General features: G+C 70.2%; 12 protein-coding genes. 3 read left to right on the forward strand and 9 right to left on the reverse strand.

Annotation, left to right across the window (positions count from 1 at the left end; translation table 11 throughout):
- Positions 1 to 145: 145 nt before the first annotated feature.
- The 3 genes from A5681_RS15525 to hrcA are packed head-to-tail and all read right to left on the reverse strand — an operon-like array spanning position 146 to position 3,167.
- Complete coding sequence (locus A5681_RS15525; RefSeq protein ID WP_067276369.1) at positions 146 to 907, reverse strand: 16S rRNA (uracil(1498)-N(3))-methyltransferase; 762 nt, start codon at positions 905 to 907, stop codon at positions 146 to 148.
- Positions 908 to 931: 24 nt separating this feature from the next.
- Entirely contained in the window at positions 932 to 2,077 is a 1,146-nt protein-coding gene (gene dnaJ, locus A5681_RS15530) for a molecular chaperone DnaJ (RefSeq protein ID WP_067276372.1), read from the reverse strand.
- A 58-nt stretch (positions 2,078 to 2,135) separates the two neighbouring features.
- Positions 2,136 to 3,167: a heat-inducible transcriptional repressor HrcA gene (gene hrcA / locus A5681_RS15535; RefSeq protein ID WP_067276375.1), complete on the reverse strand. Its 1,032-nt coding sequence runs from the start codon at positions 3,165 to 3,167 to the stop codon at positions 2,136 to 2,138.
- A 206-nt stretch (positions 3,168 to 3,373) separates the two neighbouring features.
- On the opposite strand from hrcA, the gene A5681_RS15540 reads away from it, so the two are divergent.
- The 3 genes from A5681_RS15540 to A5681_RS15550 all read left to right on the forward strand — a co-directional run bounded on the left by A5681_RS15540 (position 3,374) and on the right by A5681_RS15550 (position 5,238).
- Entirely contained in the window at positions 3,374 to 3,688 is a 315-nt protein-coding gene (locus A5681_RS15540) for a type II toxin-antitoxin system VapB family antitoxin (protein ID WP_067276378.1), read from the forward strand.
- A 78-nt stretch (positions 3,689 to 3,766) separates the two neighbouring features.
- Positions 3,767 to 4,366, forward strand: coding sequence for a carboxymuconolactone decarboxylase family protein (locus tag A5681_RS15545; RefSeq protein WP_067276381.1), 600 nt, complete (start codon positions 3,767 to 3,769; stop codon positions 4,364 to 4,366).
- Positions 4,367 to 4,368: 2 nt separating this feature from the next.
- A complete protein-coding gene (locus tag A5681_RS15550; RefSeq protein ID WP_419866329.1) occupies positions 4,369 to 5,238 on the forward strand; it encodes a sigma-70 family RNA polymerase sigma factor in 870 nt (289 codons plus the stop codon).
- Here A5681_RS15550 and A5681_RS15555 read toward each other — a convergent pair.
- The 6 genes from A5681_RS15555 to A5681_RS15580 form a co-directional block, all read right to left on the reverse strand.
- A complete protein-coding gene (locus A5681_RS15555; RefSeq protein WP_067276385.1) occupies positions 5,232 to 5,735 on the reverse strand; it encodes a hypothetical protein in 504 nt (167 codons plus the stop codon). The genes A5681_RS15550 and A5681_RS15555 overlap by 7 nt on opposite strands.
- 177 nt (positions 5,736 to 5,912) lie before the next feature.
- Complete coding sequence (locus A5681_RS15560; protein ID WP_067276404.1) at positions 5,913 to 6,428, reverse strand: hypothetical protein; 516 nt, start codon at positions 6,426 to 6,428, stop codon at positions 5,913 to 5,915.
- A gap of 168 nt (positions 6,429 to 6,596) precedes the next feature.
- Positions 6,597 to 6,815: an MbtH family protein gene (locus A5681_RS15565; protein ID WP_067276387.1), complete on the reverse strand. Its 219-nt coding sequence runs from the start codon at positions 6,813 to 6,815 to the stop codon at positions 6,597 to 6,599.
- Positions 6,793 to 8,091, reverse strand: coding sequence for an NADPH-dependent L-lysine N(6)-monooxygenase MbtG (gene mbtG, locus A5681_RS15570; protein ID WP_067276393.1), 1,299 nt, complete (start codon positions 8,089 to 8,091; stop codon positions 6,793 to 6,795). The genes A5681_RS15565 and mbtG overlap by 23 nt, the downstream gene beginning before the upstream one ends.
- A complete protein-coding gene (locus A5681_RS15575) occupies positions 8,088 to 12,500 on the reverse strand; it encodes a non-ribosomal peptide synthetase (RefSeq protein ID WP_067276395.1) in 4,413 nt (1,470 codons plus the stop codon). The genes mbtG and A5681_RS15575 overlap by 4 nt, the downstream gene beginning before the upstream one ends.
- The coding region (locus tag A5681_RS15580; RefSeq protein ID WP_156738000.1) for a phosphopantetheine-binding protein at positions 12,497 to 13,051 on the reverse strand (555 nt) is incomplete at its 5' end. The genes A5681_RS15575 and A5681_RS15580, both read right to left, overlap by 4 nt.

The raw sequence follows: 13,051 nt of genomic DNA on the forward strand, positions 1-13,051 counted from the left end.
CGGCTGCCTAAGTCTACGCCGGGGGCCCTGGTTGGTCAGCCTTCAACCGCCATTCGCCCCGTTGGTCAGCACTGCGGCCCGCGGCCCCCGGGTGCGATCCGGCTGACGGTCGCTGTGCGGCGAAAGTGGGAAGCGGGGCGCAAAACTACAGGCTCGACGCGGTATCCCAGCGCGGGGTGAGCACGCCGAGCGCGCCCAGCGCCACCGCCGCGGCGGTCGAGGTGCGCAGCACCTGGGGGCCCAGCCGCACCGCCACGGCACCCGCCTCGGTCAGCGCGGCGATCTCGTCGGGCGCGATGCCGCCCTCGGGACCCACCACCACGAGCAACGACGTCGCGCCCGCGATATCGAGGCGGGTCAGCGGGTCGGCGGCCGACTCGTGCAACGCCAGGACCACCCCGCCGGCGCCCACCTCGTCGCGGACCCGCTCGACCAGCGCCGCGGTGGACAGGACGCCGTCGACGGGCGGAATGTGCGCCCGACGTGATTGCCTGGCCGCCGCACGGGCGACGGCGCGCCAACGGCGCAGTCCCTTGTCCACGCGCGCGCCCTGCCAACTGGCCACACACCGGGCCGCCTGCCAGGCCAGGAAGGCGTCGGCACCGGCCTCCGTGGCCAACTCGATGGCCAGCTCCGAGCGATCCGACTTCGGCAACGCCTGCACCACAGTGACGGGCGGCTGCCCGGCCGCGACGCTCCAGCGCTTGAGCACCCGGGCGCGCAACCCGTCGCGGCCGGCGTGCTCGACCTCGCAGTGCGCCAGCCCGCCGGCGCCATCGCCGAGCACCAATTGCTCCCCGGGGCGAATCCGCCGCACGGTGGCCGCGTGGAACCCCTCGTCGCCGTCGAGGACGGCCAGCGAGCCGACGTCGGGCAGTGCGTCGACGTAGAAGAGGGTCGCGACCATGTGCGCGCCTTTGCGTGCCGGCGACTAGCGCCCGGTGAACGTTTCGCGTAGCCGGCTGAACAGGCCGCCGCCGGCGTGCGTCGAGCGGACCTCGGGAACGTCGCGGCTGCGCCGGGCCTTCAGCTCACGCAGCAGTTCGGTGTCGTGGTGGTCCAGTCGGGTGGGCACGACCACCTCGACGTGCACGTGCAGGTCGCCCCGGGTGCCCGACCGCAGGTGCGGCATCCCGCGGCCCCGCAGCGTGATGACCGAATTCGGTTGCGTGCCGGGCGGAATGGTGACCTCGCTGAGGCCGTCCAGGATGGCGTCGATGGTGACCGCGGCGCCCAGCGCCGCGTCGATCATGGGCACCGACACCGTGCAGTGCAGGTCGTCGCCTTCGCGGACGAAGACGTCGTGGGCCTGCTCGTGAACCTCGACGTACAGGTCGCCGGCCGGCCCGCCCCCGGGCCCGACCTCGCCCTGGGCGGCGAGCCGAACCCGCATGCCGTCGCCCACCCCGGCGGGGATCTTGACGCTGATCTCGCGCCGGGCGCGGACCCGGCCGTCACCCATGCATTGGTGGCACGGGTCGGGGATGACCGTTCCGACGCCGCGGCAGGTGGGACACGGCCTCGACGTCATCACCTGGCCCAGCAGCGACCGCTGCACCGTCTGCACCTCACCGCGTCCGCCGCAGGTGTCGCACGGGACCGGCACCGAGTCGCCGTTGGTGCCCTTGCCCTGGCAGCGGTCGCACAACACCGCGGTGTCGACGGTGACCTGCTTGGTCACTCCGGTGGCGCACTCTTCGAGGTCGAGCCGCATCCGCAGCAGCGAGTCCGACCCGGGACGCACCCGGCCGATCGGGCCGCGGGAGGTCGCGCCGCCGCTGAAGCCGCCGCCGAAGAACGCTTCGAACACGTCACCGAGGCCGCCGAACCCGCCGCCGAACCCGCCGCCCGCGGCGGCGTTTTCCATCGGATCGCCGCCGAGGTCGACGATGCGTCGCTTCTCGGGGTCGCTGAGCACCTCGTAGGCGACGCTGATCTCCTTGAACTTCGCCTGCGCGGCCTCATCCGGGTTCACGTCGGGATGCAGCTCGCGCGCCAGCTTGCGGTACGCGCGCTTGATCTCCGCGTCGCTGGCATTTCTGCCCACCCCGAGCAGCCCGTAATAGTCGCGTGCCACGCCTGACTCTCCTAAACCTGTTTCTTATCCCGCGCCTGCGCGTACCGCGGGTGCGCGTTCATCGAGCACCCAGGACTTCGCCGATATAAAGGGCAACCGCGGCGACGCTGGCGATAGTTCCCGGATAGTCCATCCGGGTGGGCCCCAGCACACCCATTCCGCCGAACACGGTGTCGGAGGTGCCGTAGGCGGTGGTCACCATCGAGGTGCCCGCCATTTGCTCGGCGGCCGTCTCATGGCCGATACGCACCGTCACTTTACCGGCTTCCTGCTGGGCCGCCAGCAACCGCAGCACCACCACCTGCTCCTCGAGCGCCTCCAGGATCGAGCGCAGCGAGCCGCCGAAATCGGCGGCGTTGCGCGTCAGGTTGGCGGTACCGCCCATCAGCAACCGTTCTTCGGTGTGTTCCACCAACGACTCCAGCAACACCGTCGCCGAGCGGCCGACGGCGTCGCCCAGGCCGTCCGGGGCACGCAGCTGCCCGGCCAGGTCGGCCACCGCTATCGAGGCGGCCGACAGCTTCTTGCCGATCAGCGCCTGGCCGAGCATCTCGCGGAGCTGCGACAGCTGGTGGTCGTCGATGACGTCGCCGAGTTCGACGATGCGCTGATCGACCCGACCGGTGTCGGTGATGACCACCATCAGCAGGCGGGCCGGCGTCAGCGCGATCACTTCCAGGTGGCGGACCGTGGACGACGTCAGCGTCGGGTATTGCACCACGGCCACCTGACGGGTCAGCTGGGCCAGCAGCCGCACCGCCCGGCGCAGGACGTCGTCCAGGTCGACACCGGACTCCAGGAAGCTCAGGATCGCGCTGCGCTCGGCGGAGGACAGCGGCTTGACGTCGTGGAGCCGGTCGACGAACTCGCGGTAGCCCTTCTCCGTGGGCACCCGCCCGGAACTCGTGTGCGGCTGGGTGATGTAACCCTCGGCCTCCAGCACCGCCATGTCGTTGCGGACGGTCGCCGACGAGACGCCTAGGTTATGGCGCTCCACCAAAGTCTTGGAACCGATGGGTTCCTTCGTGGCAACGAAATCGGCGACGATGGCACGCAACACCTCGAAACGCCGATCGTCGGCACTTCCCACTGGTTGTCACCTCCCTGCACCGCGCTGACCGGGTCCATTTTACGGGTCCCCAGCCGCGCCAATGGTTACCAGCGGGCGGGCGGCGGCGGGCAGTCGGCGACGCCCGCACCGATTGGGGCCGCTTCGGCGCTGCCGACGCTTCTTCCGGTTAGCCTGTCCAGCATGAATCGGTCGGGTGCTCGCGACGCGTCGGGGAAGATCGGGTCATGATTTTCAAGGGCGTGCGCGAGGGCAAGCCGTACCCCGAGCATGGGCTGTCCTATCGGGACTGGGCCCAGATTCCGCCGCAGCAGATCCGGCTCGACGAATTGGTCACCACCACGACGGTGCTCGCCCTGGACCGCCTGCTGTCGGAGGACTCCACGTTTTACGGCGACCTGTTTCCGCACGCGGTGCGGTGGCGGGGCGTCACGTATCTCGAAGATGGCCTGCACCGGGCGGTGCGCGCCGCACTGCGGAACCGCACGGTGCTGCACGCGCGGGTGTTCGACATGGACATGGCGCCGGGGCCGCCGAGGTAGCCGGTCACGTTTGGGCGCCGCCGGGTGTCGACTTAGTGAGGACGTTGGTTCACACCGCAACTTGCTAGGAGGATCGCCATGTCCCGGTTGCCAGGGGTCTCCGACCGTGACGCCGGTCTGGGCGCCAAGATCGCGTTCTTCTTCACCAAGCGCAAGCTCGCCCAAATGACCGGGCTGGAAACGGCCGGGATGCTGGAACCGCTGCGGATGTACGCGCACATCCCCCGGTTGCTCAACGCGTACGGCAGGCTCGAGCAGGCCGAGTCGAAGCTGGACATCCTCAGTCCGCGCGACCGCGCGCTCGCGGAGCTCAAGGCGGCGACGACGGTGCGCTGCGAGTACTGCATCGACCTGGGCTCGCAGATCGCCCGCCGCTGGGGCGTCACCGACGAGGAACTGCTGGGGATGGCCGACTACCGGAACGCCGCCTGCTTCTCGGATGTCGACAAGCTGATCCTCGAGTACGCCACCGCGATCAGCCGCACCCCGGTCGAAGTCAGCGACGAGCTTTTCGATGCGCTGCGCGCGCATTTCGACGACGCCCAACTCGTCGGGCTGACCCATGTCATCACGCTGGGAAACCTGCGGGCGCGCTTCAATCTCGCGCTCGGGATCGGCTCGTCCGGCTTTTCGGGCGACCGGGTCTGTGCCTTGCCCGAGACCCGCGGGGATACGTAACCGTGGATGCGTCGGTGACGGCGCGTTTCGAGGCGGCGCGGCCGCAGCTGGGTGCCGTCGCCTACCGCATGCTGGGCTCGATCGACGACGCCCAGGACGCCGTGCAGGAGGCGTGGCTGCGGCTGAGCGGAACCCACGCCGACGGAATCACCAACCTGGACGCCTGGCTGACCACCGTGGTGGCCCGCATCTGTCTGAACATGCTGCGCGACCGGCGGACCCGAGGGCCGGAGGAACTGGCCGCCGTCCTGCCGGACCCGATCGTGGAAGCCGAGGGCGAGTTCGACCCCGAACACCGCGCGATGCTGGCCGACGCCGTCGGGCTGGCGTTGTTCGTGGTGCTCGATACGTTGCCACCCGAGCAGCGCCTGGCGTTCGTGCTGCACGACGCGTTCGCCGTGCCGTTCGACCAGATCGCGCCCATCGTCGGCCGCACCCCCGAGGCCACCCGCAAGCTCGCCAGCCGGGCGCGCCGGCGCATCGAAGAGGCCGGCCCAGCGCCCGACGGCGACGTGACCGCCCAGCGGGAAGCCGTCGATGCGTTCTTCGCGGCGGGCCGCAGCGGAGACTTCGACCGCCTGGTGGCGGTGCTTCATCCCGACGTGGTGCTGCGCGGGGACTTCGGCCGGGGCGCCGCCGGCTTCCGCGCCGAGGGTGCGCCCGCCGTGGCCAGGCTGGCCCGCGGCTATGCGGGGCCGGAGCGCGAGGTGCGCGCGGCGACCGTCAACGGGGCCGCCGGCGCGGTGATTTTCGTCGCCGGGCAGGCGACGGCGATCATGGGGTTCGTCGTTCGCGACGGCTTGGTCGCCTCGATCGACGTGCTGGCCGACCCCGTCCGCATCGCGCGGTTAGGCCTGCGCGCCGATCACTGACCGGCGGCCTGCAGCAACTCCATCGCCGACGCGCGCGACAGCACCCAGCCGCCCTGGTTGACGAACGTGACGTTCTGCGTGACCGGCGACGTCAGCTTCGGACCGGAGACCGCGACGTCAGCGGTGGCGGAGCCGGCGGCGGCCGGCTGGATGTTCGTGACGCCGAACGACAGGGGCAGGTCGCCGTTCTTGGCCGCCTTCTGCAGCTTCTTGTCGGCGACGTGGGCCTCGATCCCGCTGATGCCGCCTTGAACCAGGTTGCTCTTGCTGGAGAAGGAGACGCTCGGGTCGGCCAGGCTGTTCAGCACGCCGGTCAGCTGGTCGGCGGTCGGCAGGTCGGCGGCCGCAACCGGAGCCGGATCCTGCGGTAACGGCGCACCGACCGAGGTCAGCCGCACCTGATCCATCGAAGGCGCGATGGAGACCGCGCCGGCGGCCGCACCCCCGATGACGGCGAAGGCTGCCGCGCTGGTGGCGAGCAACTTGACGGTTTTCATGGTTCCCCCTTCGACGGGCGCGCCTGGTGAAACGGATCCACGCATCGGGCGTGGTGGTCAGCGCGCCTGCTACTCCTGTTGTTTCGCCTCTCGGCACGGCTACGTTACGGCCGAGCCATATGAAGACAACAGGCGGAACCTGTGCCCCAGCTGTGTGGCGGCCCAGAATCGGGCCGGCTAGTTCGTCGCGGTCGCCGCTTGAATCAGGGCGATGGCGGCGTCATGTTGCAGGATCCAGTTGCCGCCTTGGTTGACGAACACCAAGTGCTTCTGCACCGGGCCGGCGAACTTCGGGCCGGAGATGGCGACGTCGGCCTGGGCCATGTTCGGGCCGGCCGGCGCGATGTTCGTCACGGCGAACGTCTCCGGAAAGTTGCCGTTGCGGTAGGCCTTTCGCAGATCGTGGTCGGCGACGTGGCCCTCGTCGGGGCTGATGCCGTTTTCCACCAGGTTGTTCTTGGTGGTGTACGAGACGCCCGGGTCGGTGGCCTGGTTGCACAGGTTCGCCAGCTGCTCCGGGGTCGGCAGGGCGCCCGGGGCCGGCGGCGGCGGTGGCGGGTCCTGCGGCAGCGGCGCGTCGAGCGCGGCCAACCGCACCTGATCCATCGGTGCCGCGACGAAAACGCCACCGGCGGCTCCCCCTACGACGGCGAACGCCGCCACGCCGGTGGCAATACTCTTCATGGTTTTCACGGTTCCCCCTTCGATACGCATGAACCATGACGGGATTTCGACGATCTTGTCCCCCATACGGTTCCGCGAGACCACGGTGTAGTAGGTGTAAGTGTGCCTGGTGTGACCGGCAATTGTGTCTCGGGCCGGTCACGGTACGGCGACGCTACGGCCGCGCACCGCCGCCCGTTACGTGCGTCGCTCGATCGATTCCTGGAGACTCTTCGGCCGGATGTCGGTCCAGTTCTGTTCGATGTACTCCAGGCACTCCGCGCGGCTCGCCTCGCCGTAGGCCACTCGCCAGCCCGCCGGTTTGTCGGCGAAGCTCGGCCACAGGCTGTGCTGCTCCTCGTCGTTGACGAGGACGAAGAACGTGCCGTTATCGTCATCGAAGGGGTTGATGCTCATCGGTTCTCCTTGTCGTCGTGCGCTTGGCCGGGCCCGCCGAACCCACCGTGGATCCCAATACCCGGTCTGACAACAATCCCAAGCAGCTGAGGTTGGGAAATCCTGGGCCCTGCGTCAAACCGGAGAGGTTGGGCAGGAACAACTTGGGTGTGACGTCGGCGACCGCCAGGTCGTAGCCGATCGCTTCCTGCAGCCTGTCGGCGGTCAGCGGTCCGCCCAGGCCCAGCTCCAACAGGTCGAGCGCGTCCTGGCCGAACAACGACGTGAACCACAGCGAGTCCGCGCCGGAGCCGTCGATGACGAGGTCGAAACCGTGCACCGTCTCGAGGTTTTCACTGCCGCGGTTGGTGGACAGGGTCAGCCGGATCTGCCCGTCGCGGCCCACCGCGTGGGCGACCCGGCCCCGCAAGTGGCGGATGCGGTCGTCGGCCAACAGGGCCTCCTGCACATTCGCCGAGAACACGCCGCGGTCGGTGCGGGCCAGCGCGTCGCGGCGTTCGGCCAGCGTCAGTGCGCCCCAGTCGGTGGGGTCGGAGAACAACGAGTTCTCGAAGAAGCTCTCGCCGCGGGTGAACAGCGTCACCTGAGGCGAGATGACGGTGATGGTCGAAACCCGGTGCCGGAACAGCTCGTTGAGCATCGACGCCGCGGTCTCGCCTCCGCCGATCACCGCCACCCGCTCGGCGCTGATCCGGTCGTGCCCCGCGGCGCGGTCCCAGAACTGGGCGATCGAGAGCATGCGCGGATTGCCGGGCAGCAGGGATTTCTCGGCCTGGCCGGGCCCGGTGATCATCAGGGCATCGGCGTGCACCGTCGACTCGTGGGTATGCAGGGTCCACTGGTCGCCGCTGACGGCCAGCCGTTCGACCTCACCGTGCACCACGTTGAGGCCGATCTGGTCGGCCACCCAACCCAGGTACTGGCTCCACTTGCGATGGGTCGGCGCCGGGCGGCCGCGGTCGATCCATTCGGCGAACGACGCCGTGGCGATCAAATACGACTGCCAGCTGTAGCGGGTCATCCGCTCGTCGAGTTCGGCGTTGCGGCGGGGCACCAGCGCCGAGCGGTACGGGAACCCGACGTCCTTCTCCGGGCTGGTGCCCAGCCGGTGCGCCCCGTCGGTCCAACCGCCGCTCGCCTGCCAGTTGGCCGCGACGCCGATGCGTTCGACGGCGACCACCTCGGGAGCGTCGATGCCCATGTCCCGCAACGCGGAAGCCTTGGCCGCGACGGCGACCGCCTTGGCCCCGGCGCCGAGGATCGCAAGTGTGCTCATCTGGCCATCTCCCGCAGCGAATCGATCCAAAGGTGTTGCAGCTCAGCCACATCGGCGTCATTCAGAATGTCGGGCAGCGTGCGCCACTGGGCGGCCAACACCCGCTGCCCGTCGAAGGTCAGCATGGCGGCCACGATGGTGAGCTCGTGGCGCACCGCGAGATCCGGTTCGGGCTGCGGCGACACCCCGGCCAGCAGCGCGCGCTCCAAAGTCAGCACGGTGCCGCCGTGCGCGTGGGCGGTGCCGACGTAGTTCAGCAGCAGTTGAGGGCCGGGCAGCGGGGCGAGCCGCTCGGCGGCGTCGCTGCGCAGGTAGCGCAGCAACCCGTAGTCGAGCCCGTCGCCCGGGATCGCCGCCAGCAACTCCCCCACCTGTCGCGGATCGGTCGACGTCACCCGCATCGGGTAGATGGAGCTCAGCAGTCCGACGGTGTCACCGGTGTCGATGGTGTGCGCGCCCGGGTCGTCGACGAGACCGTCGGCGCGCCCGTGTGTTTCGAGCGCCAGCAGTGGCGGCGGCGTTGCCTGCCCCCGGGACTGCCGCCACCGCGTCACCGTTGCGGCGGTGGCCGCGATCAGCAGGTTCTGCATCGGTAGGCCCGAGTCCAGCAGCCGACGGGTGATGTCGGCGTCGGTGGCGATCATGCGGACGTCCAGATCGCGGGCCCGGTCGTGACGCGGATCGACCCGTCGGGCGCCGAGCTCGGGGTCGTCGCCGTCGGATTGGGCGGCCCAGAACCGCAGCGTGTCCAGCCGGTGGGCGCGCTGGGTGAGCGCGGCGGCCCAGCGCCGGTAGGTGGTGTGCTCGCGGACTCGTGCGGGCGAGTGCCCGGCGGTCAAAGCCGTTAGGGCGGCATCCAATTCGCCAAGCACCACCCGCCAGGACGCCGGATCCATCGCGAGGACGTGGGCGGCCAGCAGCAGGACGCTCGGCCCGGCCGGTGGGCGAAGCCAGACCGCGGCCAGCATCGTCCCCCGCTCCGGGTCGAGGCGGTCGACGGCCCGGGCGGCGTGTGCCGGAATGACCTCCTGCAGATCGTCGGAGACCGCAACCTCGTCGATGATCCCGGTGCCGGTGTGCGGTGTCGGAACCAGGGTCATGGAGTTCCGGTCCAGGCGGGCGCGCAGCACTTCGTGGCCGTTGGCGATGCCGGCCAGCGCGGCATCCAGTTGCTCGCGGGTGACGTCTTCGGGCAGCCGGATGGCCTCGGTCTGCGCCAGGCGGCGCGGCTCGCCGAATTCGTAGAGCCACCGGCCGTTGGGCAGCACCGGCATGGGGCTGGCGTCGTCGTCGACATCGCTCGTGGCGGAGGTGGTTTCGGAGTCGATCGCCTCCGCCAATTCGCGGACGTTGGCGCACTCGAGGACGAGCCTGGCGCGCAGTGCGATTCCCCGCGCCCGGGCCGCCTGCACCACTGAGAGGGCCGTGATGCTGTCCAGGCCCAGCTGCAGGAAGTCCGCGCAGACGTCGATCCGCGGTTGATGGAGGATCTCCGAAAGGAGTTCGGCCAGTGCGGCTTCGGTCGGCGTGCTGGGGTCTGCCTCGGCGGGTGCCGCCTGGGCGGCGTCGAACGCGCTGAGCGCGGCTTCGTCCAGCTTGCCGTTGACGGTCAGGGGAATCTCGTCGACCGTGACGATGCGCTGAGGGATCATGTAGCGCGGCAATCGGGAGCCGAGCATGCCGCGCAGCTCGGAAGCGGACGGCGGCCGCGGGGCCGCGTCCGCAGCGACCACGTAGGCGGTCAGCCGCGCGACCCCGTCGTCGCGGCGCACCAGGACGCCGGCGTGCTGCACGCCGGGATGTGATTCGAGCGCGGCCGCGATCTCGCCCGGCTCGACGCGATAGCCGCGGATCTTGACCTGAGCGTCGGCGCGGCCCACGTAACCCAGGGAGCCGTCGAGACCCCGACGCACCAAATCGCCTGTCCGGTACATGCGTTCGCCGGTCGCGAACGGATCGGCGACGAACCGCTGACCGGTCTCGGCCGCACGGCCGAGGTAGCCGCGGGCAAGCTGGGCGCCCGCCAGATACAGCTCGCCGGTCGCCCCGCACGGTACCGGTCGCAGCGCGGAGTCCAGTACATAGCCGCGGGTGTGCAGGGTGGGGCGTCCGATCGACGGCTCGTTATGCCCGGCGATGGCGGCGACCACCGCCTCGACCGTGGTCTCGGTGGGGCCATAGCAGTTGTAGGCCGCCATGCCCGTGCGCGCGCATTCGGCGCGGATGAGGTTCCAGGCGGATTTGCCGAGCGCTTCCCCGCCCAGCGCCAGCACCGCGAGCGGCACGGTGGTGAGCAAACCGCACGCCGTCAGTTGGGCAAACATCGACGGGGTGGTGTCGATCATGTCGATGCCGTGCTCGGCGATCACCTCGACCAGCGCCTCGGCGTCGGTCTGCGTGTGCTCGTCCACGACGTGCACGGCGTGGCCGTCGAGCAGCGCGGCCAACGGCTGCCAGGCGGCGTCGAACGCGAACGACCATGCGTGCGCGATGCGCAGCGGCCGGCCCAGCCGGGCGGCCGCGGGCCGCAACACGTTGTCCAGGTGGTCGTCGGCGTAGGCGCACACCGCCGCGTGAGTTCCGATGACCCCCTTGGGTTCTCCGGTGGTGCCCGAGGTGAACACGACGTAGGCGGCCTGACCGGGTGACACCTCTACCGGGCGGAAGTCGGTGCCCGGCCGGTCGCCGGATACCGGTGACTCCTCGTCGAGCACGATCGCGGCGCCGGATTGACGCAGGATCGAATCCACCCGCTCCGGGGGGAAACCCGGCTCTATCGGCACGCACACGCCGCCGGCCTTGAGCACGGCGAGCATCGCGACGATGTAGTGCGGTCCCCGGGGAAGCCGGATGACCACCGGGGTCTCGGGCCGCACGCCGCGGTCGGCGAGGCCGGCGGCCAGGCCGTTGGCGCGGGCGTCGAGTTCGCGGTAGCTCAGTGTGCCGCCCGCCCAGCTGACCGCGATGTTGTCCGGTGTCCTGGCAGCGACGTCGGCGAATCTGGTGTGGATGCCGCGCGCCGACCCGACGGGCGGGGCCGCGCCGCGCAGCGGGGTCGTTTCGTCCTCGGACAGGACGCTGACCTGGCGCAGCGGCCGCTCCCAATCCTGCAGCAGCCGTTCGGCGGCGGTGAGCACGCGGCGGCCGAAGGCCGCGGCGGGGATGGCGCCCAGCGCACCGTCGATCACTTCGACCAGCACCACCAGTTCGCCGCCTGCGATGTGTGCGGCGACGGTGATCGGGAAGTGTGACAGGGTTTGCAGGGCGGATGGCCGGAATGTCGCACCGCCGGCGGACAATTCGGCGTCGGCGGTCAGTCCGTCCAGGGGAAAGTTCTCGTAGACGAGCAGGGTGTCGAACATCTCCCCGACGCCGCCGAGCGCGCGCAGTTGGGCATGCCCGAGGTAGCCGTGCTCACGCAACAGCGCGGCGTCGCGCTGCACCGTGCGGCATTGCTCGCTCACGCTGGCGGCCGGGTCGAGCCGCACCCGCATCGGGACAGTGTTGATGAACAGCCCGATCATGGTCTCCACGCCGGTCAGTTCGGGCGGCCTGCCGGACACCGTGACCCCGAAGACCACGTCATGGGTGTCGGTCAGCCTGGACAACACCAGCGCCCAAGCCATTTGCATCAGGGTATTGACGGTGACGCCCCGGGACCGGGTATCGCTGACCAACCGCGCGGTGGCCGCGGCCGACAGCCGCAGTTGGGTGGTGCGGGGCAGCCCGGTCCGCCGGTCCTCCGCCGAACCCAGCGCCGCCGACAGCAGGGTGGGGCCGGGGAGCCCGGCCAGGTGCTCGCGCCAGATCCGTTGACTTGCTTCCAGATCGCGACTCGCCAGCCAGCCGATGTAGTCACGGTACGGCCGCGGCGCGGCGGGCAGCGCGGACAGGTCGCCGCCGGCCCGGTACAGCATCATCATCTCGTTGACGAACACCGGCATCGACCAGCCGTCGATCACGATGTGGTGGGCGGTGAGCACCAAACGCCAGCGAGCGCGGGGTAGTTCGATGAGCAGGAAGCGGATGGCCGGACCGCGCTCGAGGTCGAACGGGCGGCGGCGTTCACCGGCCTCCAGCGCCTGCACGTCCTCGGGCCCCGCGGCGACGGTACGCCACGGCAGGTCGACCCGCGACGGCACGATCTGCACCGGGCGGGCGATCCCTCGGCTGAAGAAGCTCACGCGCAGGTTGGGGTGCCGCTCCAACATCTTTGTCGCGCAATCACGTAACAGCGCGACGTCCAGCGCACCGGAGATGTCGGCGGCCATGCCGATCACGTATGGATCGTCGGCGTCGTCGCCGTCGGCGAATTCGGCGAGCGTGGTCAGCGAATACAAGCCCTCTTGCAGCGGGCTCATCGCCATCACGTCCTCGATGCCGGGCGCGACGTCCTCGGTGGCCGTCATGGCGCACCGTCGCGCGACGACGACCAGAGTTGCGTCACCGCGGCCAGGTCGTCCGCCGAGAGCCCGGAGGTGCTCATCGGCTCGAACCGAGCGTCGGTGTGATCGGTGTCGTCCTGCCCGTCGAGAGCGGCCGCCAGCTGCTGCACCGTCGGGTTCTCGAAGACCATCCGTGGGCTGACCGCCAGGCCGGCGGCCCGCGCCCGCGAAGCGAGCTGAACCGACAGGATGCTGTCCCCGCCCAGGGCGAAGAAGTCGTCGAAGCGGCCCACCTCGGGCGTCGACAGCAGTTCGGCGAACACCTTTGCCAGCGCCCGTTCGGTGTCGGTGCGCGACGGCTCCGTGTGTCCGGTGGTGGTGACCGCGGGCCGCGGCAGCCCGGGCCGATTCAGCTTGCCCGACTCGGTCTTGGGAAGCGCGTCCAGGACGGTCAGCGACGACGGGATCATATAGCCGGGCAGCGTCGCGCCGATCGCGGCGCGCACCTGGGAGGTGCACGGCGGCATCTCGATGGCCGGATACGTTGTGCCGCAACGGCCGATAGTCGATGACGC

Source organism: Mycobacterium scrofulaceum (assembly GCF_001667885.1).
GTDB lineage: Bacteria > Actinomycetota > Actinomycetes > Mycobacteriales > Mycobacteriaceae > Mycobacterium > Mycobacterium scrofulaceum_C.

Coding starts and splice junctions, on each gene's coding strand:
- A5681_RS15525 (WP_067276369.1), bottom strand. CDS start 907: ATGGTCGCGACCCTCTTCTACGTCGACGCACTGCCCGACGTCGGCTCG.
- A5681_RS15540 (WP_067276378.1), top strand. CDS start 3,374: ATGATTTTCAAGGGCGTGCGCGAGGGCAAGCCGTACCCCGAGCATGGG.
- A5681_RS15545 (WP_067276381.1), top strand. CDS start 3,767: ATGTCCCGGTTGCCAGGGGTCTCCGACCGTGACGCCGGTCTGGGCGCC.
- A5681_RS15555 (WP_067276385.1), bottom strand. CDS start 5,735: ATGAAAACCGTCAAGTTGCTCGCCACCAGCGCGGCAGCCTTCGCCGTC.
- A5681_RS15565 (WP_067276387.1), bottom strand. CDS start 6,815: ATGAGCATCAACCCCTTCGATGACGATAACGGCACGTTCTTCGTCCTC.
- mbtG (WP_067276393.1), bottom strand. CDS start 8,091: ATGAGCACACTTGCGATCCTCGGCGCCGGGGCCAAGGCGGTCGCCGTC.
- A5681_RS15575 (WP_067276395.1), bottom strand. CDS start 12,500: ATGACGGCCACCGAGGACGTCGCGCCCGGCATCGAGGACGTGATGGCG.